Source organism: Roseateles sp. P2_H4, from assembly GCF_056403315.1.
In genome coordinates, this window is sequence record NZ_JBFUFR010000008.1 from 181,579 (window position 1) to 200,839 (window position 19,261).

The 19,261-nt window shown below is 68.8% G+C and carries 18 protein-coding genes; 10 read left to right on the forward strand and 8 right to left on the reverse strand.

Annotated elements, in window-relative coordinates:
- The first annotated feature begins 72 nt into the window (after window positions 1-72).
- Window positions 73-3,435, forward strand: a complete 3,363-nt coding sequence (locus AC1DW3_RS08800; protein ID WP_477930547.1) for a S41 family peptidase — start codon at window positions 73-75, stop codon at window positions 3,433-3,435.
- A gap of 47 nt (window positions 3,436-3,482) precedes the next feature.
- On the opposite strand, the gene AC1DW3_RS08805 is transcribed toward AC1DW3_RS08800, so the two are convergent.
- Both AC1DW3_RS08805 and tyrS read right to left on the reverse strand, forming a co-directional pair.
- Entirely contained in the window at window positions 3,483-3,959 is a 477-nt protein-coding gene (locus AC1DW3_RS08805) for a DUF6622 family protein (RefSeq protein ID WP_477930548.1), read from the reverse strand.
- Between the two features lie 135 nt (window positions 3,960-4,094).
- Window positions 4,095-5,321, reverse strand: a complete 1,227-nt coding sequence (tyrS, locus tag AC1DW3_RS08810; protein WP_477930550.1) for a tyrosine--tRNA ligase — start codon at window positions 5,319-5,321, stop codon at window positions 4,095-4,097.
- A 224-nt stretch (window positions 5,322-5,545) separates the two neighbouring features.
- Between tyrS and AC1DW3_RS08815 the strand changes: the two genes are divergently transcribed.
- The 4 genes from AC1DW3_RS08815 to AC1DW3_RS08830 are packed head-to-tail and all read left to right on the forward strand — an operon-like array spanning window position 5,546 to window position 10,254.
- Entirely contained in the window at window positions 5,546-6,931 is a 1,386-nt protein-coding gene (locus tag AC1DW3_RS08815; RefSeq protein ID WP_477930552.1) for a peptidoglycan DD-metalloendopeptidase family protein, read from the forward strand.
- Window positions 6,909-8,024: an anhydro-N-acetylmuramic acid kinase gene (locus tag AC1DW3_RS08820; RefSeq protein WP_477930554.1), complete on the forward strand. Its 1,116-nt coding sequence runs from the start codon at window positions 6,909-6,911 to the stop codon at window positions 8,022-8,024. Before AC1DW3_RS08815 ends, AC1DW3_RS08820 begins: the two co-directional genes overlap by 23 nt.
- Before the next feature lie 53 nt (window positions 8,025-8,077).
- A complete protein-coding gene (locus AC1DW3_RS08825) occupies window positions 8,078-8,689 on the forward strand; it encodes a fused MFS/spermidine synthase (protein ID WP_477930556.1) in 612 nt (203 codons plus the stop codon).
- Window positions 8,689-10,254 carry a fused MFS/spermidine synthase gene (locus tag AC1DW3_RS08830; RefSeq protein WP_477930557.1) on the forward strand — a complete coding sequence of 522 codons (1,566 nt, stop codon included), beginning with the start codon at window positions 8,689-8,691 and terminating at the stop codon, window positions 10,252-10,254. Before AC1DW3_RS08825 ends, AC1DW3_RS08830 begins: the two co-directional genes overlap by 1 nt.
- 25 nt (window positions 10,255-10,279) lie before the next feature.
- On the opposite strand, the gene mdtD is transcribed toward AC1DW3_RS08830, so the two are convergent.
- The 4 genes from mdtD to rplM all read right to left on the reverse strand — a co-directional run bounded on the left by mdtD (window position 10,280) and on the right by rplM (window position 13,070).
- Complete coding sequence (gene mdtD, locus AC1DW3_RS08835) at window positions 10,280-11,716, reverse strand: multidrug transporter subunit MdtD (RefSeq protein ID WP_477930559.1); 1,437 nt, start codon at window positions 11,714-11,716, stop codon at window positions 10,280-10,282.
- 58 nt (window positions 11,717-11,774) lie between these two features.
- Window positions 11,775-12,140, reverse strand: a complete 366-nt coding sequence (gene erpA / locus AC1DW3_RS08840; RefSeq protein ID WP_310263403.1) for an iron-sulfur cluster insertion protein ErpA — start codon at window positions 12,138-12,140, stop codon at window positions 11,775-11,777.
- A 99-nt stretch (window positions 12,141-12,239) separates the two neighbouring features.
- Window positions 12,240-12,632, reverse strand: coding sequence for a 30S ribosomal protein S9 (gene rpsI / locus AC1DW3_RS08845; RefSeq protein WP_477930561.1), 393 nt, complete (start codon window positions 12,630-12,632; stop codon window positions 12,240-12,242).
- A 9-nt stretch (window positions 12,633-12,641) separates the two neighbouring features.
- The gene (rplM, locus tag AC1DW3_RS08850; RefSeq protein WP_056203159.1) at window positions 12,642-13,070 is read right to left on the reverse strand and encodes a 50S ribosomal protein L13; all 429 of its coding nucleotides are present in this window, start codon (window positions 13,068-13,070) and stop codon (window positions 12,642-12,644) included.
- A 214-nt stretch (window positions 13,071-13,284) separates the two neighbouring features.
- Between rplM and AC1DW3_RS08855 the strand changes: the two genes are divergently transcribed.
- The 3 genes from AC1DW3_RS08855 to AC1DW3_RS08865 all read left to right on the forward strand — a co-directional run bounded on the left by AC1DW3_RS08855 (window position 13,285) and on the right by AC1DW3_RS08865 (window position 16,199).
- A complete protein-coding gene (locus AC1DW3_RS08855; RefSeq protein ID WP_477930562.1) occupies window positions 13,285-14,088 on the forward strand; it encodes an N-acetyltransferase family protein in 804 nt (267 codons plus the stop codon).
- Window positions 14,089-14,247: 159 nt separating this feature from the next.
- A complete protein-coding gene (locus AC1DW3_RS08860; protein ID WP_477930563.1) occupies window positions 14,248-15,123 on the forward strand; it encodes a DUF2726 domain-containing protein in 876 nt (291 codons plus the stop codon).
- A gap of 29 nt (window positions 15,124-15,152) precedes the next feature.
- A complete protein-coding gene (locus tag AC1DW3_RS08865; protein ID WP_477930565.1) occupies window positions 15,153-16,199 on the forward strand; it encodes a serine/threonine protein kinase in 1,047 nt (348 codons plus the stop codon).
- On the opposite strand, the gene AC1DW3_RS08870 is transcribed toward AC1DW3_RS08865, so the two are convergent.
- Together AC1DW3_RS08870 and AC1DW3_RS08875 are read right to left on the reverse strand one after the other, a co-directional pair.
- Window positions 16,196-16,582, reverse strand: coding sequence for a YciI family protein (locus AC1DW3_RS08870; protein WP_477930567.1), 387 nt, complete (start codon window positions 16,580-16,582; stop codon window positions 16,196-16,198). The two genes, AC1DW3_RS08865 and AC1DW3_RS08870, sit on opposite strands and share 4 nt — an antisense overlap.
- 31 nt (window positions 16,583-16,613) lie before the next feature.
- On the reverse strand, window positions 16,614-16,991 hold the full coding sequence (locus AC1DW3_RS08875) for a VOC family protein (protein WP_477930569.1): 378 nt from the start codon (window positions 16,989-16,991) through the stop codon (window positions 16,614-16,616).
- Between the two features lie 135 nt (window positions 16,992-17,126).
- Between AC1DW3_RS08875 and AC1DW3_RS08880 the strand changes: the two genes are divergently transcribed.
- Window positions 17,127-17,975, forward strand: coding sequence for a translesion DNA synthesis-associated protein ImuA (locus AC1DW3_RS08880; protein WP_477930571.1), 849 nt, complete (start codon window positions 17,127-17,129; stop codon window positions 17,973-17,975).
- Complete coding sequence (locus AC1DW3_RS08885) at window positions 17,944-19,236, forward strand: Y-family DNA polymerase (protein ID WP_477930572.1); 1,293 nt, start codon at window positions 17,944-17,946, stop codon at window positions 19,234-19,236. The genes AC1DW3_RS08880 and AC1DW3_RS08885 overlap by 32 nt, the downstream gene beginning before the upstream one ends.
- Window positions 19,237-19,261: the final 25 nt, after the last annotated feature.

The following is a 19,261-nucleotide window of genomic DNA, read 5'->3' on the forward strand; positions in this document are numbered from 1 at the left end:
GATTCACCCGATGTGACGAATCGCCCCCCTTCCCCCTAGCAACACAATGGCAGCCCTGATCAGGAGAGCCCCATGCCCCGCTACCGTCTCGCCGCGCTCGCCGCGGCCCTGTGCGCCACCAGCGCCTGGGCCGGCACCAGCGGCTTCTATCGCCAGCCCACACTGCGTGGCGATGTCGTCTATCTTGTCGCCGAGGGCGACCTCTGGCGAGTCAATTCGCAAGGCGGCGAAGCCCAGCGGCTGACGACGCACAACGGCCAGGAGACCCAGCCCGCCGTGTCGCCCGACGGGCAATGGCTGGCCTTCACCGGCCAGTACGACGGCGGCACCGAGATCTATCTGATGCCCGTCGCCGGCGGCCCGCCCAGGCGTTTGACCTGGGAAGGCGGCGGCATGCGCGTCTGGGGTTTCACGGCGGCGGGTGAAGTGCTCTACACCAGCCTGGACGCCCGCCCCGGCAGCCAGCTCTTCGCCATCGACGTGAAGACCGGCCAGCGCCGCCAACTGCCCGTCGGCCAGGCCAGCGATGCGGCCCTGAGCGCCGATGGCAAGACCCTGTACTTCACGCGCAGCGGCCTGCGCGGCGACAACGCCCGCCAGTACCGCGGCGGCGCCATCGCGCGGCTGTGGTCGCTGGACCTGACGGACCGGGCCGAGGCCAAGCCGCTGATCGCCGAAGGCAACAACGACCGCCGCCCCCTGCCCTACCGCGCGGCAGGCGGCGAGCGCATCGCCTTCCTGTCGGACCGCGACGGCAGCGTCAACCTCTGGTCGGCCAATGCGCAAGGTGGCGACCTGCGACAGCACACCACGCACAAGGGCTGGGACATCCGCCACGCCTCCATCGACGGCACACGCGTCGTCTACGCGCTGGGGGCCGACCTCTTTCTCGTCGACCTGGCGCAGAACGCCGCCGCCAGGAAACTCGACATCGGCCTGGGCGGCGACTTCGACCAGCAGCGCGAGCGCTGGATCAAGAAGCCGCAGGACTTCCTGACCGATACGTCCTTCGCGCCGAACGGCGAGCGCGTGCTGCTGGCCGCGCGCGGCCATCTCGCGACGCAGGGCGTGCAGCAGCTGCGCCGCGCCGAGCTGCAGCAGCCCGTCGATGGCCGCTGCAAGAAGGGCGAGTTCAGCAGCGACAGCAAGAGCGTCTTCGCCACCTGCGACTTCAGCGGCGAGACCGAGATCTGGCGCTTCGCCGCCAATGGCAACGGCCAGCCCGAGCGCATCACCAGTGGCGCCACGACCCAGCGCCGCGACCTGCTGCCCTCGCCCGACGGCCGCTGGCTGGCGCACACGGACAAGGAAGGCCGCATCTGGCTGACCGACCTGAAGGCCCCCAAGGACAAATCAGCCACCAAGGAAGTCGCCCGCAGCGGCCTCGGCGAGACGCCCCAGCTGCAGGGCTGGAGCCCCGATGGCCAGGCCCTGGCCTGGACGCTGTCGCTGCGCCATGCCGACCGCAGCCAGCTGCAGCTCTACAGCACCGCCGACGGCCGCACCCACACGCTGACCAGCGACCGCTACGACAGCGACAGCGCCACCTTCAGCCCGGACGGGCAATGGCTGTACTTCGCGTCCAACCGCAACTTCGCGACGACCGGCAATGGCAGCCCCTGGGGCGACCGCAACACGGGACCGTTCTTCGGTTTCCGCAGCAAGCTCTATGCGCTGGCCCTGCAGCCGGGCCTGCGCTCGCCGTTCGCGGCCAAGGACGAACTCGAATCGGTCACCGAGAAGAAGGCCGACGAGCAGCGCGCCGAGGACAAGAAGGCCACCGACAAGGATCCGACCGAGCGCAAGCCTGATGCAAAGGACACCAAGGACGCCAAGGACGACAAGAAGCCGGCGGCCGACAAGAAGGGCAAGCCAGCCATCGTCTATGAAGGCCTGGCGGCGCGCCTGTACGAGCTGCCCACGCCGGCCGGGAGCTACCGGGCGCTGCGCGCGGACGGCAAGCGTCTGTGGTTCCTGGACCAGGACCTGGACCGCAAGACCCAGCTCAAGTCCATCGCCGTCGACAACCAGGGCGGCCCGGCCGAGATCCTGGCCCACGATGTGCGCGCCTACGACATCAGTGCCGACGGCAAGAAGCTGATGCTGGTGCGCAACCAGGGTCAGGGCGCGCCCGAGGTGCTCATCGTCGAGGCGGCGCCCAAGCTGCCGGCCGAAACCGCCAAGCTGCAGGTGCGCTGGAGCGACTGGCAGATCGCCACCCAGCCACGCGCGGAGTGGAAGCAGATGTTTGCCGACGCCTGGCGCCTGCACCGCGACCACTTCTACGACGTCAAGATGCACGGCGTCGATTGGACGGCCGTGCGCGCCAAGTACGAGCCGCTGGTGGACCGCGTGACGGACCGTTTCGAACTGGCCGAGCTGATGGCGCAGATGGTCAGCGAGCTGGGCGCCCTGCACAGCCAGGTCGGCGCCGGCGACACCCGCCCGGCGCCGGACGAACCGGGTCTTGCCGGCCTCGGCGGCCGCTTCGCGCGCGGGCCCGATGGCTGGCGCATCGAGGCGATCTACGCGCATGAAGCCGAACTGCCCGCCGAGGCACCGCCGCTGGCCGCGCCGGGTCTGGGCCTGAAGGTCGGCGACGTCATCACGAGCGTGAACGGCCGCCCGACGGCCGCCGCACCGCACCTCCTGGAGCTGCTGCGCGGCCAGGCCGGCCGCCAGGTGCTGATCGAGGTCAAGCAGGGCGACAAGACCGTGCAGCGCATCGTCACGCCGGTGGCCCAGACGCGCGAGAACCAGCTGCGCTACAACGACTGGCGCGTCAGCCGCGCCAAGGCCGTCGAGCAGGCCGGCCAGAGCCGCATCGGCTATGTGCATCTGCGCGCCATGGGCGCGGCCGACATCGCCGACTTCGTGCGCGAGTTCTACGCCGCCAGCGACCGCGACGGCCTCATCATCGACGTGCGCTACAACAACGGCGGCAACATCGACAGCTGGATCCTGGAGAAGCTGCTGCGCCGCGCCTGGGCCTTCTGGCAGCCGCGTTCACCCGGCGGCGCACCGGTCTACGCCAATATGCAGAACGTCTACCGCGGCCACACGGTGGTGCTGATGAACGAGGACACCTACAGCGACGGCGAGACCTTCGCCGAAGGCTTCAAGCGCCTCAAGCTCGGCCCCGTCATCGGCAAGCGCAGCTCGGGCGCGGGCGTGTGGCTGTCCGACCAGAACCGCCTCATCGACAACGGCATCATGCGTGCCGCCGAGACGGGGCAGATGGACGCCGAGGGGCGCTTCCTCGTCGAGGGCGTCGGCGTGACGCCGGACATCGAGGTCGACAACCTGCCACGGGCGACGGCGATGGGGCACGACGCGCAGCTCGATGCCGCCATCGCCGAGCTGAAGCGGCGCATCGCCGCGGAGCCGGTCAGGGAGGTGAAGCCGGGGCCGTATCTGCGGCCGGTCAAGCCGTAAGACAAAAAGGGAGGCCGCGGCCTCCCTTTTTTGATGCGCCGGGGAAGTCAGGCCGCGCGGACGAAGCGGTGCACCGCCGTGGCCCGGGCCGCGAAGGCGCCGCTGAACAGCCCCAGGGCCGCGCTCACCATGGCGATGAACCAGACTTCCTGCAGCACATGGGCGCCCATGCCGGTAGCGAAGCCCAGGCCGAACTTGGTCATGAAGATGCCGAGCATCAGGCCCATCGGCACCCAGCTGCCGGGCATGCGCACGGCGGCGCCTTCCTTGGCCAGGCCGCGCGGTGCCAACAGCGGGCCGCCAATGAAGACGGCGGCCGCAAAGGCCGTGGCCCAGGCGAGCACGGGCACCATGTGCGCGCCGAAGGCCGTCGTGACGCCATACAGCGACAGGGCCAGCATGGCCAGGGCGATCTTGGCGAGCATGCCGGGTCGGACGACACGGTCACGCGACTGGCGATAGCCCAGCATGACGAGACCGGCAAGCACAGCGAAGGGCCAGAAGGGGATGGAAGAGGCAGTCATGGGCGGCATCCGGTGGGTGTTGCGATGCCTGGACTGTGCGGATACCTCGCCCTCGGGGCGAACGGCTTGCGACGAATGGACAGCCCGTGGCGGGAATCGCCAGCGGGTGGCGGCGAAAGGCTGTCTGCCGGATGCTCAGCTCAGCACGACCCGCGCGAACTTGCGCTTGCCGACCTGCAGCACATGCTCGCCAGCATCGAGCTTCAGCCCCTTGTCGGAGATCACTTCACCCGAACGGCGCACGCCACCCTGCTCCACCATGCGCAGGCCTTCGCCGGTCGAAGCGACGAGGCCGGCCGCCTTCAGTACCTGGGCAAGGCCCATCGGCGCGCCGCTGAGCTGCACCTCGGGGATGTCGTCCGGAATGCCGCCCTTGGCGCGGTTGTTGAAGTCGGCCTCGGCTGCATCCGCCGCCGCGGCACTGTGGAAGCGCGCCGTGATCTCCTTGGCCAGCATGACCTTGGCGTCCTTCGGGTTGCGGCCACCGCTCACTTCAGCCTTCAGCGCAGCGATCTCGGCCAGCGACTTGAAGGACAGCAGCTCGAACCACTTCCACATCTGCACGTCGCTGATCGACAGGATCTTGGCGAACATGGTGTTCGGCGCTTCCGTGATGCCGATGTAGTTGTTCTTGGACTTGGACATCTTCTCGACGCCGTCCAGGCCCTCCAGCAGCGGCATGGTCAGGATGCACTGCGGCTCCTGGCCGTATTCCTGCTGCAGGTGGCGGCCCATCAGCAGGTTGAACTTCTGGTCGGTGCCGCCCAGCTCCAGGTCGCTCTTCAGCGCCACCGAGTCATAGCCCTGCATCAGCGGGTAGAGGAACTCGTGCACCGAGATCGGCGTCTGGGCCGCGAAGCGCTTGGTGAAGTCGTCGCGCTCCATCATGCGGGCCACGGTGTACTTGCTGGCCAGCTGGATCATACCGGCCGCGCCCAGCGGCTCACTCCACTCGGAGTTGTAGCGAATCTCGGTGCGCGCCGGGTCCAGCACCAGCTTGGCCTGGGCGTAGTAGGTCTCGGCGTTGGCCTGGATCTGCTCCTTGGTCAGCGGCGGGCGGGTGGCGTTGCGGCCGGACGGGTCGCCGATCAGCGAGGTGAAGTCGCCGATCAGGAAGATGACCTGGTGGCCCAGGTCCTGCAATTGGCGCATCTTGTTCAAGACCACCGTGTGACCGACGTGGATGTCGGGGGCCGTCGGGTCCAGGCCCAGCTTGATGCGCAGCGGCACGCCGGTGGCGGCCGAGCGGGCCAGCTTCTTGGTCCACTCCGCCTCTGGCAGCAGCTCGTCCACGCCGCGGCGCGTGACGGCCAGGGCTTCGAGAACGGCATCGGTGATGGGGAATTGCGGAGCGTCGGACATGGCGCATCGGCGCCTGGCAGCTAACCAGACGAAACGTTAAGTTATTGATCCATCGGGGTTAACCGGCATGCCAGGTAGGACAAAGCCGTTAGAATTCACCCTTCGTTTTGGGGGTGTTGTTTCAACACAACCAATCCAGGGATTTTAAGGGCCGCCCACGAGCGGCCTGCGCGCGGAACCGGCTCGGCCGGGATTGCCCCAGCGACAACCCCGGGAAACTGAGAGTGACCGTTCAGAATCGTCTTCAGCAAGTCCAAGCCAGCCTGCAGCGCGCCGAGGCCTTTGCCGCCCGGCACCCGCGCGCACTGACGGCCACCGTCGTCGGTCTGCTGAGCTGCTTTGCCGTGACCGCCTTCGGCATTGCGCCGCTGGCCCCCGATGCCGCCGAGCTGCCCAAGCGCACCTTGGTCGAAACCCTCGCCACGCCCGACATCGAGAGTCAACTCGATGAGCTGGCCGCCCACGCCATCGGCCTGACCCGCGCCGAAGCCACCCGCTCCAGCGACACCCCCGACAGCCTGCTCAAGCGCGCCGGCGCCTTCGACCCCGCGGCTGCCGCCTTCCTGCGCGCCGACCCGCTGGGCCGCCGCGTGCTGCAGGGCCGCGCTGGCAAGATGGTCCACCTGACGGCCGATGCTTCGGGCCAGGTGGAGAAGATCGTCGTGCGCTCGCCCGCCGAGAAGGCCGAGCAGCAGGGAAGTCATTTCACCCGCCTGACCATCGAGCGCGTGGGCAACCGCTTCACCGCGCGCACCGAGACGGCACCTCTGCAGGCCCAGGTGGCCCTGGGCAGCGGCACGATCCGCACCTCGCTGTTCGCCGCGACGGATGACGCCAACATCCCCGACGCCATCGCTTCGCAGATGGCCGACATGTTCTCCGGCGACATCGACTTCCACCGCGAGCTGCGCAAGGGCGACCGCTTCAGCATCGTCTACGAGACGCTGACGGCCGACGGCGAAGCCATCACCTGGGACGGCGGCGTCGGCCGCCTGCTGGCCGGCGAGTTCACGAACAACGGCCGCACCTACTCGGCCGTCTATTTCAAGGACAACGCCACCGGCAAGAGCAGCTTCTTCGGCTTTGACGGCACGAGCAAGCGCCGCGCCTTCCTGGCCAGCCCGATGGAGTTCTCGCGCATCACCAGCGGCTTCGCGATGCGCCTGCACCCCATCATGAACACCTGGCGCCAGCACAACGGCGTCGACTACGGCGCGCCGACCGGCACGGCCGTGCGCTCGGTGGGTGACGGCACCGTCGAGATGGCCGGCTGGCAGAACGGCTTCGGCAATGTCGTGCAGGTGCGCCACAGCGGCGACCGCAGCACGGTCTACGCCCACCTGAGCCGCATCGATGTCAAGAAGGGCCAGCGCATCGAACAGGGCATGAAGTTGGGCGCCGTCGGCTCCACTGGCTGGGCCACAGGCCCGCATCTGCACTTCGAGTTCCGCGTCGGTGGCCGCCACATGGACCCGCGCACCATCGCGAAAGCCTCCGAGGCCGTCACTCTGCCGGGCTACGCCAAGTCGCAGTTCCTGCAGACCGTCGCCAGCGTCAAGACCCAGCTGGCCGTCGCCGAAACGATGGATGGCGTCTCTGCCGCCGACTGACGCCCGCCAGCTCTACATCGGGCTGATGTCGGGCACCTCGCTCGACGGCGTTGATGGCGTTCTCTTCGACGCCGAGGCCCTGGTCGTCACCGGCCATGTGCATGCTCCCTTCAGCCACGCGCTGCGCGACGAACTGCTGGCGCTGAACACGCCCGGCGACAACGAACTGCACCGCGCCGCGCTGGCGGCCAACGCCGTCGCCCGCGCCTACGCCGATGTCGTCTCCCAACTGCTGGAGGCCACCCGCACGCCGCGCGAACAGGTTTGCGCGATCGGCGCCCATGGCCAGACGGTGCGCCACCGCCCCGACGGTTTCGACGGCTACACCAGCCAGTTGCTGAACGGCGCCCTGCTGGCCGAGCAGGCCGGTATCGCCGTCATCTGCGACCTGCGCAGCCGCGACGTGGCCGCCGGCGGCCAGGGTGCGCCGCTGGTACCGGCCTTCCACCGCGCTGTCTTCGGCGCCGCGGGCCGGGACACGGCGGCGCTCAATCTCGGCGGCATCAGCAACCTCAGCCTGCTCTTTGCCGATGGTCGCACCGGTGGCTTCGACTGCGGCCCGGCCAACTGCCTGATGGACGGCTGGATCGCCCGCCACCGCGGCCTGGCCTATGACGCCGATGGCGCCTGGGCAGCAACCGGCCGGGTACTGCCCGAACTGCTTGCGGCATTGCGGGCCGAGCCCTGGTTCGCGCTGCCGCCGCCCAAGAGCACGGGACGGGATCTCTTCCATCTGCGCTGGCTGGACGCGAAGCTCACGCCCGGCCTCGCGCCGGAGGATGTGCAGGCCACGCTGCTGGAACTCAGCGCCCGCTGCGTCGCCGRCGCCTTGCAAGCCAGCATGCCAAAGGCCCAGACCTTGATCGCCTGCGGCGGCGGCGCCTTGAATGGCCGGCTGATGCAGCGCCTGGCGGCCCTGCTGCCCGGTGTGGCCGTGCAGAGCAGTGCCGACCGCGGCCTGCCGGTCGACCAGGTCGAGGCCGCCGCCTTTGCCTGGCTGGCGAATCGATTCATCGCACGCCTGCCCGGCAATCTGCCAAGTGTTACCGGTGCAGCCGGGCTGCGCGTGCTCGGCGCGCTGCACCCAGCCTGAGCCGGGGCTCACCGTCGCGCTAGCATGCGCGCCCCACCTCACGGAGTACGCGCTTGAGCCCCAGTTTCCGTGCCACGACAGCACCGGTCGCGGCCGCGTTCTTCCTGTCCGGCTTTGCCGCCCTGGTCTACCAACTGGCCTGGCAGCGCCTGCTGTTCGTCGTCGTCGGGGTCGACATCGAGTCGGTCACCATCATCGTCTCGACCTTCATGCTGGGCCTGGGCGTGGGCGCGGTGCTGGGGGGGCAGTTGGCCGACCGCTGGCCCCACCGCATCCTGGCCGCCTTCTGCGTCTTCGAGGCCTTGATCGCCTTGTATGGCCTGGCCAGCGTGGACCTGCTGCAGGCCTGTGCCACGCTGTTCGCCGGACTGTCGCGCCCGGCGGCCGCCGCGCTGAGCTTTGCGCTGCTGATCCTGCCCACCGTCTGCATGGGCGCGACGCTGCCCATGCTGGTCGCCCACGGCTGGCAGCGCTCGGGCAATGTCGGCGTGTCCACCGGCACGCTGTACTTCATCAACACGCTGGGCGCGGCCTGCGGCGCCTTTGCGATCGGCTTCGTGCTGCTGTATTGGCTGGACCTGCGCCAGGTCGTCTGGCTCGCGGCGGGGCTGAACGCAGCGGCCAGCGCGGTGGTGGCGCTGAACCTGCGCGGAAAGGCTGCCTGATGCGCCGCCTCGCCCTGCTGCTGTCCTTCAGCGTCGGCCTGCTGTCGCTGAGCCAGGAGATCCTCTGGGTGCGCCTGCTGAGCTTCGGCCAGCAGGGGCGGCCCCAGGCTTTCGCGCTGGTGCTCGTGGCCTTCCTGGTGGGCATCTCTGCCGGCTCCGTCATCGGGCGGCGCATCTGCGAACGCAGCACGCAGTTGCTGGCGTCCGCGGCCCGCGTGCTGAGCTGGGCCGCGGCCCTGGACATCATCGCGCTGCAACTGGCCGCGCCCTTGCTGGGCTACACGCCGCTGCGCCTGGCTGCGCTGCTGCTGCTGATCGCGCTGACGGCCGGCGCCAAAGGCGTGCTTTTTCCCATCGTGCACCACCTCGGCTCCAACACCTCGCGAGAAGCGCTGGGGCGCTCGGTGTCCAAGGTCTATCTGGCCAATGTGATGGGGTCGGCCCTGGGGCCGCTGATCACGGGCTTCTGGCTGCTGGACCTGCTGACTGTCGAGAGTGCCTGGGCCGTCGTGGCCACCGGCACCGCCGCGCTGGCCCTGGTCTGCCTGAGCGCCGCACCGCAGCGCCAGCGCAGCTGGTTCACGCTGCCGGCGCTGCTGCTGAGCCTGGGCGCCGTGCTGGTGATCCTGCCCCTGCCGGTCATCCAGAAGGCCGCCACCGATGTGGAGGACACGCGACCGATCCGCCAGCTGATCCAGAACAAGCACGGCATCCTGCACACCCTCGTGCACGAGGACGGCGACATCACCTACGGGGGCAACGCCTACGACGGCCGCGTGAACGTGGACATGACCCTGAACTCCAACATGCTAGACCGGGCCTATCTGATGGCGGTGCTGCACCCCGGGCCGAAGCGCGTGCTGGTGATCGGCCTGTCCACAGGCGCCTGGACGCAGGCGATCCTGGGCGTCCCAGGCATCGAGCAGGTTGACGTCGTCGAGATCAACCCCGGCTACCGGGACCTCATCGCCAGCCACCCCAACGTGGCGCCACTGCTGAACGATCCGCGCGTCAAGCTGCATTTCGACGACGGCCGGCGCTGGTTGCGGGCCCACCGGGAGGCCCGCTACGACCTGATCTTCCAGAACACCACCTTCCACTGGCGGGCCTATACCAGCCTGCTGATGTCACGCGAATACCTGCAGGAGATGTCACGGCATCTGGCCCCCGGCGGCATCGTGGCCATGAACACGACCGACAGCCTGGACGCCTACGCCACCGCCCTCGATGTCTTCCAGCATGTGGCGCGCTACGTCAACTTCGCCTACATGAGCGACCGGCCGCTGCAGCGCAGGCCCGATGCCGAAGCGGTGCTGCGCGCCTGCCGCACGCTGGGCCAGCCGACGTTCCCCGACGCCTTGTTCGCCGAGTCGGCCGTCGCGCGGCGCCTGCTGGACACGCCGCTGATCGAAGCGCGCGACTATCTGCGCCGCCAGCCTGCCGGTGATCCGCCTGGCGTCATCACGGACCTCAACATGATCAACGAGTTCCGGCACGGCGAGCCGCCGCTGTTCGGCTGGCTGAGGCCCATCCTGCCGGCCTCGCCCAACGACGTGGCCAAATGAATCCGGCCGGGCGGCACTCGCCTGGCTAGGCTTCAGGCGGCGACGTCACGGATTTTCCGGGCCCGCTGTCGGCGGGCGCCAGCTGCCAGAAGATGCCGGCCGAGGCGATGGTGATCAAGGCCATGCAGGCGAAGGTGGCGCGGAAGGTTTGCAAGGTCTGCACACCATCCATGCCGAAGTGGGCCGTGAAGGCCGCCAGCACCGCGCCCGCCGCCGCGACACCCATGCCCATGGCCAGCATCTGCACCATGGACAGCAGGCTGTTGCCGCTGCTGGCCATGGTGGGCTCCAGGTCCTTCAGCGTCAGCGTGTTCATCGCCGTGAACTGCATGGAGTTCACCGCGCCGAACAGGGCCAGCTGCACGAGGCGCACGGCCAGGGGCTGATCCGGTGACGAAAACACGAAGCTGGCCATGGTCAGGCCCACCAGCAGCGTGTTGACGGTCAGCACGCGGCGGTAACCGTGGCGCGTGATCAAAGGCGTCGTCAGCTTCTTCATCGACATGCTGGCGAGGGCGACGGGCAACATCATCATGCCGGCCTGGGCGGGCGAGTAGCCCATGGTCACCTGCAGCAGCAGCGGGATCAGGAAGGGCATGCAGGAGCTGCCCAGGCGCGAGAACAGATTGCCCAGCAGGCCGATGCGCAGGGAGCCGACCTGAAAGAGTCTTGGCGAGAACAGCGGGTCCGGTCGGCGCAGCGCATGCAGCCAGTAGGCCGTCAGGCTGGCGAGACCGAAGATCATCAGCACGAGGACGGAGGCCTGGCGCAGGCCCAGGCCGGACAGTCCGTCCAGGGCCAGCGACAGCGCCATCATGCCGAAGGCGAGCATCAGGTATCCCGGCAGGTCGAAGCGCCCCGTGGAGACCGGCGCCGGCACGGGCATGTAGCGCAGCGTCGCCAGGGCCCCGACGACGCCGACCGGCACATTGATGAGGAAGATCCAGTGCCAGGACGCCACCTCGACGAGCCAGCCGCCCAGGGTCGGCCCGATGAGCGGGCCGACGAGGCCGGGGACGGCGACGAAGCTCATCGCCTGCAGGAAGCGCTCGCGCGGGAAGGTCCTCAGCACGACGAGGCGCCCGACTGGCAGCAGCAGCGCGCCACCCATGCCCTGGACGACACGCGCGGCGACCAGACCGGTCAGATTGCCGGCAACCGCGCACAGCACCGAGCCCAGCACGAACAGCGCGATCGCGCCGACATAGATGCGGCGCGTGCCGAAGCGGTCGGCCATCCATCCCGAGGCCGGGATCAGCATGGCCATCGTCAGCGAATAGGCGACGACGACGGACTGCATGCGCAGCGGGCTCTCGCCCAGGCTGGCCGCCATCGCCGGCAGGGCGGTGTTGACGATGGTGGCGTCCAGCGTCTGCATGAAGAAGCCCAGGGCCACCAGCCACAACAGCATGCGCTGGTCGCGGTCTTGCTGGAGGTCGGGCGTGAGCAAGGGAGATGCCATGGCTCAGAAAGCAAAAAACCGCCCGGAGGCGGTTTTCGTAAAGGCGGTCAGTGCACGCTCAGACCGAGAAGCTGGAGCCGCAGCCGCAGGTCGTCGTGGCGTTCGGGTTCTTGATGACGAACTGGGCGCCCTGCAGGTCTTCCTTGTAGTCGATCTCGGCGCCCATCAGGTATTGCAGGCTCATCGAATCGATCAGCAGCGTCACGCCATTCTTCTGCATCTGCGTGTCGTCTTCGTTGACGGCCTCGTCGAAGGTGAAGCCGTACTGGAAGCCGGAGCAACCGCCGCCCTGCACGAAGACACGCAGCTTCAGGTCCGGGTTGCCTTCCTCGGCCACCAGATCGCGCACCTTGTCGGCGGCGCTGTCGGTGAACACCAGGGGCACGGGGATGTCAGTGACGGGGGTATCAAGCACGGCGCTCATGGCGGGCTCCTGTGAATCTGTCCAGAGAGGGATATGGGGATTGTCGGCCCAAAAACAAAAGGCCGCTTGGAGCGGCCTTTTGCTGGAGCAGCGTAGAAATTAACGCTTGCTGAACTGCTTCCTGCGGCGAGCGCCGTGCAGGCCGACCTTCTTACGCTCGACTTCACGCGCGTCACGCGTGACGAAGCCGGCGCGGCTCAGGTCGGGCTTCAGGGTTGCGTCGTAGTCGATCAGCGCGCGGGTGATGCCCAGGCGCAGCGCGCCGGCTTGACCCGATTCGCCACCACCGTGCACGTTCACCTTGATGTCGAAGGCTTCGCCATTGTTCGTCAGCAGCAGGGGCTGCTTGGCGATCATGATCGAGGTCTGACGACCAAAGTAGGTGTCGATGGACTTGCCGTTGACGATGATCTGGCCCGTGCCCTTCTTCATGAAGACGCGAGCGACCGACGACTTGCGACGGCCCGTACCGTAATTCCAGTTTCCGATCATGGCCGTTCCTTAGATCTCGAGAGCCTTGGGCTGCTGGGCGGTATGCGGGTGCGTCGGGCCTGCGTAGACCTTCAGCTTCTTGACCATGGCGTAACCGAGCGGGCCCTTGGGCAGCATGCCCTTGACGGCCTTTTCCAGCGCGCGGCCGGGGTGCTTGGCTTGCATGTCCTTGAACTTCGTGGCGTAGATGCCGCCGGGGAAGCCGCTGTGACGGTAGTACACCTTGTCGGTGGCCTTGTTGCCCGTGACACGGAGCTTTTCGGCATTGACGATGACGATGAAATCACCGGTATCCACGTGAGGCGTGTAAATGGCCTTGTGCTTGCCGCGCAAACGGAGTGCCACTTCGCTGGCAACACGTCCGAGCACCTTGTCGGTGGCGTCAATCACAAACCACTCGTGCGTCACTTCGGCCGGCTTGGCGCTGAAGGTCTTCATGAGAGTGCTTTCGCTGCGCCGGTCTCAAACTGCTGAAACCGGCAATAGATGGCTGAACTTCGACCGGTCTCGGTGCTTGTGTCTGATGCACAGCCTCTCAACACGGCTCTTTCCCGCAGCCTTTGACGGAAAAGCCCACGAGTGTAGCAGCGAAGCCCTTGGTTTGAAAGCGCGCAGGGCGTTAACCTTGGCACAGGCCATGCAAGGCCACCTCATGCCCAAAACCCCGCCCATCGCCCCTGACAACCCGCCCGCCGAGCCCGCAGCGGACTGGGATCATGAGTTGTCGGCTTTTGGCCCCGACCCGAATGTGCCGGCCGCGCCCCCGCCCGAATCGGCTGGCCCGCTGGCCAATGCGCGCGCCGCGCTGGAGCGCTTGTCGACCTGGGTGCCCATCCGCTCCCTGGCTCGCCGCCATCGCCGCCGCATCATCGACCACCTGCTGGCGCTGGAGCCGCAGGACCGCTATCTGCGCTTCGGCTATCCGGCTTCGGACGAGCAGATCCGCAAGTACGCCCTCAGCATCGACTTTGCCCGTGACGAAGTGCTAGGCATCTTCAACCGCCGCCTGCAACTGATCGCCCTGGCCCATCTGGCCTATGCCCAGCCACTGATCGGCGGCGAGCCCGACCGCGCGATGGCCGAATTCGGCGTCTCCGTGCTGCCGCAGTCGCGCAGCCGCGGCCTGGGCCGGCGCCTTTTCGATGCCGCCGGCCTGCACGCCCGCAATCGCGGCGTCGACACCCTCTTCATCCACGCCCTCAGCGAAAACCGTCCCATGCTGCGCATCGCCGCGGCGGCCGGTGCCATCGTCGAGCGGGATGGCGGCGAATCGGCGGCCTATCTGCGCCTGCCGCCCGATTCGTTCACCTCCCAGGTCGAACAGGCGCTGGAGCGTCATCTGGGCGAACTGGATTTCCAGTTCAAGCGCCAGGCTCAGGTGCTGAGCGAGTTCGTCGACAGCGTTGCCGAGGTCAAAGCCCATTTCGAATCCCCGGGTCGCGCCGCCAAGGAATAAATGACGGATAACGACCGTTTTCCCAGGCCTGCTCCCCCTCAGGCCCGGGGGAATCGGGACTAGCGAGTAATGTCTTTTAGGGACGTTGCGCTACATTGCCCGACCATTGCGCCGCGAGAAAACAACGCTGGCGTCTCCCCGCCGAAATCCCTGAGGGATATGCCGTACGCCATCTATTGGATCGCCGCGCTGGCTGTTTGCGTCCTGGGTCTGGCCATCAGCCTGATCTGGGCGCTGCGTCGGCCTGCGTACGCCAATAAAGGCCTGCCGGCGGAGTGGTCACTCACGGCACGGCCGGTGTTCACGACCGACGAGCGCCGCGTCTTCCGCCTGCTGCGCGAGGCCCTGCCCCACCACGTCGTGCTGTCCAAGCTGCCGCTGGTGCGGTTTTGCCAGCCGACCGAGGCCAAAGAGGTCCGCTACTGGTTCGATCTGCTTGGCGCTTCCCATGTGACCTTCGCCATTTGCAGCCCCAACGGTCGCGTGCTGGCCGCCATCGACCTCGAAGGTGAGCGCGGCGTCACGCCACGCAGCCTGCAGATCAAGCACGCCGTGCTGTCCGCCTGCCGCGTGCGCTATCTGCGCTGCGCCATGGACCAGTTGCCCAGCGTCGCCGAACTCCAGCTCCTCGTGCCCCAGAGCAGCAATTCGCGCGGCCCGCTGCCGGCACCAGCCGCCTCGTCGGGCCTGTCACGGCGCCGCTCGAGCAGCAGCGAGGACGAGTTCGGCAGCGACTGGGGCCAGTTCTCCCAACCCCTGCCGCTGTGGCAGGACGCCGGCGTCTTCGGCGGCAACACCGACGGCTATGGGGAGCGCGACCGCGACCGCGAGCCTCGCCATGGGCGCATGCCGAGCCACCCGGCGGCACCGCAGTCGCAGCGCCGCCTGCCCTCGCGCAACCTCGATCCGGCGCGCTACAACCCGCGCAGCCTGCCGGTGCTGGATGACGCCGACGAGGAGGCCATGATGGACGATGTCGTCGGTGTCGTCGTCGATGCCCCGCGCTACGCGACCCAGCGTCCGCGCCGCAGCTAGGGTTGGCGCAGTCCGGCGACACTCGCCGGATGCATGACACGACCCCTGATCTCAGTTTCGGCGACCTGACGCCGGAGTTCATGCTGGATGCCCTGGACGCCGCCGGCCTGCGCGCCGACGGCCGGCTGCTGCAGCTCAACTCCTTCGAGAACCGCGTGCTGATGCTGCATCTGGAGGACGGCGGTGCGGCCGTAGCCAAGTTCTACCGGCCAGCGCGCTGGAGCGATGCGCAGATCCTGGAGGAGCACGCCTTCGCCACCGAGCTCGCCGCCGCCGAGGTGCCCTTGGCGGCGCCATGGACGCTGGAGGGTGGCTCCACCCTCTTCCACTACCAAGGACAGCGCCTGGCCGTCACGCCCCGCCAGGGCGGCCGCGGCCCCGAGCTGGAAGACCCCGACGTACTGCGCTGGATCGGCCGCTTGCTGGCCCGCCTGCACGGCGTGGGCCGCCAGAAGCCCTTTGCCGAGCGCCTGGCCTGGGCCAGTGCGGCGCCCGCCCAGGCGGCGCGCGACTGGCTCATCAACAACGACGCCATCCCACCCGAGATCGCCCCCTCCTGGGACGAGGCCGCGCGTCGCTGCATCGATGCCATCCAGGCCGCCTTCGACAGCCTGCCCGACCTGCAACTCACGCGCCTGCACGGCGACTGCCACCCCGGCAACATCCTGTGGACACCCGACCGCGGACCGCATTTCGTCGACCTGGACGACGCCGTCACCGGCCCGGTCGTGCAGGATTTGTGGATGCTGCTGCCCGGCGAGCCGGAGGCCTCACGCCAGTTGCTCAATGCCGTGCTGGATGGCTACGAGCAGATCGCCGAATTCGACGACCGCGAACTGCGCCTCATCGAGCCGCTGCGCACCATGCGCATGATCCACCACAGCGCCTGGCTGGCGCGCCGCTGGGGCGACCCGGCCTTCCCGCTCGCCTTCCCCTGGTTCGGCACGCCCAACTACTGGCTGGACCAGGTCGCCAAGCTGCGCGAGCAGCTGGAGGCGATGAAGCCCAAGGACGCGGCGCCGACGCTGACGCGGGACGAAGACGCGGTGAACTTCGACGGCGACGGCTTCGCCTAACGCCACGTCGAAGGTGTCTCGTTGGTGGCCACCGCCACATCGGCGCGGGAGGCATCCAGCGGGCGGATTTCCATGGTCAGGCCAAACTGCAGGCAGGGGTTCTCGGCCGCAATCGCCGCGGCCTGCTCCAGCGTCTCGGCGACGATGAACCAGTAGCCGCCGACCCATTCCTTGGTCTCGGCAAAGGGGCCGTCGGTGATGAGGCCGCTCTTGGCCACGACGCGAATGCCGGGTTCCAGGCGGCTGCCCGGCTTGAGACGGCCCGCGGCCAGGCCTTGCTCGTACCAGACGTAGAAGGCGTCGATGGCGCCCTGCACGGCCTGGGGGCGGGCGTCGGCATCCCACTGGCCACGGGAGAGCACCAGGTAGTCGTTCATCGGCATCGAGAAATCTCCTGCAAGCTGGGGCGCATCATCAGGGCAAGGGGCTGGTCAGCACCACTGCGTAGCCGTCGGGGTCACGCAGCCAGAACTCCCAGTTGCCGTTCTCGCTCCAGCGCTTGGGCCTGACGACGTCGACGTTCAGGCCTTCAGCACGCGCCACGGCGGCATCGAAGCCCGGCAGCTCGAACCACAGCAGCACGCCGTTGCCATGGGGCAGCGCCGGGTCACCCAGCGGCCCGTGGTCGTGGTCGACGTCCCAGCGGTGCAGTTGCAGCAGCAGGCGCCCGTCGGCGTCGTTCAGGCGCTCATATTCGGCGCCGCCATGACCACTCTGGGCGCCCAGCAGGCGTTGATACCAAAGGCTGCTGGCGGCCACATCCTGGACACAGATCAACGGGGCAAGTTGCATGGTGGCTCTCCCGAGAAGACGTGAAATGCTAGCGGCTGGGCCCGATCGATAGGCGGAAAATACTGGATGTCCATACAGTATTGTGGTCTCATTCAAGCTCCGGTTTCTTCCCTCCGCCCCATCTGTCTTCCGGCCATGTTGCCCGCCGCCGTCGCCACGTCCACCCCCACTGTTCCGCCGCCTCTCGGTCGCCTGCCGCTGGATGACGCGCGGCTGCAGGGGCGGCTGTGGCGCGGCAGCAGCCTGAGCACCACCGCCGACCCGACGCTGGCCAGCGGCTTCGCAGCGCTGGACGCGGAGTTGCCGGGAGGCGGCTGGCCGCTGCAGGCCGTCACCGAGCTGCTGACGCCACAACCCGGCGTGCTGGAGTGGCGGCTGCTGGCGCCGGCCCTGCGCGGCTGGTGGGCCGCCCAGGCCTTGCCGGCGGCTGCCCCGGGCCGTCGCGGGCGTGCGGCCACGCCGGCGCTGCGTTCGCTGCTGCTCATCAATCCACCGCACACGCCGCATCTGCCGGGCCTGCAGGCCCTGGGCCTGCCGCCCTCGGCGCTGATCTGGGTGGAGGCCGGCACGCCGGCTCAAGCACTCTGGGCCGCCGAGCAGGCCATCAAGTCGCGCGTGGCCGTGCTGGCCTGGCTACCCGAGGCCAGGCCCGAGCAGATCCGGCGGCTGCAGGTCAATGCGCTGAGCTCCGATGCGCCGGCCTTCCTGATGCGGCCGGAGCGCGCGCAGCAGCAGTCCTCGGCCGCGCCGCTGCGCCTGCTCGTGCAACCCGGCGATGGCTGGGAGCTGGCCGTGCATCTGCTCAAGCGCCGCGGGCCAGCGCACGAGGGCTGGCTGCAACTGCCCGCCGTGCCGGGCGCTGTGGAGCCTCTGCTGACGGCGGCGAAGCGCAAGCCTCTGCCTGCACCACAGCCGTCCCCGATCCCGGTCAGCCCACCAACGGAGCACGCGCATGCGCTGGCTCGCCCTGTGCTGCACGTCTGATGCGCCGGCTGGCGATGTCGACGCCCTGGGCTGGCTGGCGCTGAGCTTCACGCCGCGCGTCGCGCGGCTGGAAGAGGCGGTCGTGGCCGAGGTGTCCTCCAGCCTGAAGCTGTTCCGCGGCGCACGGGCGCTGCGCCAGCGGCTGCAGGCGCAGGCGGCCGAGGCAGGGCTCGCCCTGGGCCCCATGGCCTGGGCGCCAACAGCGCTGGGCGCGCTGGCCCTGGCTCGCAACGCCGACATCAACCCGGGCCGCCACAGCGAACGCCTGGATGCCTTGCCACTGTCGGCCCTGAGCGCCGCCCAGGCCCATCACGCCATGCTGGCCCGCCTGGGCTGCACGCGCCTGGGCGAGCTGCGCCGGCTGCCGCGCCCGGCCCTGGCCCGGCGCTTCGGCCCGGCCCTGCTGACGGCGCTGGACCGGGCCTATGGCGACCTGCCCGAAGTGCACGAGTGGCTGACCCTGCCCGACCGCTTCGACGCGCGGTTGGAGCTGCCCTACCGCGTCGAGCATGCGCCCGTGCTGCTGCATTTCGCCGAGACCCTGCTGCGCCAGCTCTGTGCCTTCCTCGCCGCTCACCACGCCGGCGTGCGGACGCTGCGCCTGGCCTGGCAGCACGACGCGATGCGCGCGCGGGATGTGGCCGACGGCGGTGAGCTGAGCATCGCCACCGCCGACACGACACGCGACCTGACCCGCCTGACGCGCCTGCTGGGCGAGCACCTGGCCCGCACCGAACTGGCCGCCCCAGCCGGCGAGATCAGCCTCAGCGCCGACACCGTGCTGCCGTTGGAGGAAAGCAGCGCCAGCCTGCTGCCCGGGCCCACCGACCCGGCCGAGCGCACGACGACGAATGCGCTGCTGGAGCGGCTGTCGGTGCGCCTGGGCGCAGCTCATGTGCGCGAAGGCCGGCTGCGCGAGGACCATCGCCTGGACCATATGCAGAGCTGGCGGGCCTGGCCTGCGCCAGCGCCCACGCCCAAGCGTCGCCCATCCGGCCCCCAACCCACCTGGCTCGTCCAGCCACCACAGCCGCTGCGCTCCGATGCGCGCGAGCAGCCGATCTACTGCGGCCCCTTGGCGCTGGTCAGCGGGCCGCACCGCGTCGAAGCCGGCTGGTGGGAGGGGCACGGCGGCATGCAGGCGCGCGACTACTTCGTCTACCGCAGCGCCGCGCGCGGGCTGCTGTGGGTCTATCACGAGCGGCCTTCATCGACCGCATCCGCCGTCCCCGGCTGGTTCCTGCACGGAGTGTTTGCATGAGCGCAGCGCAGGGCCGCCCCAAGCA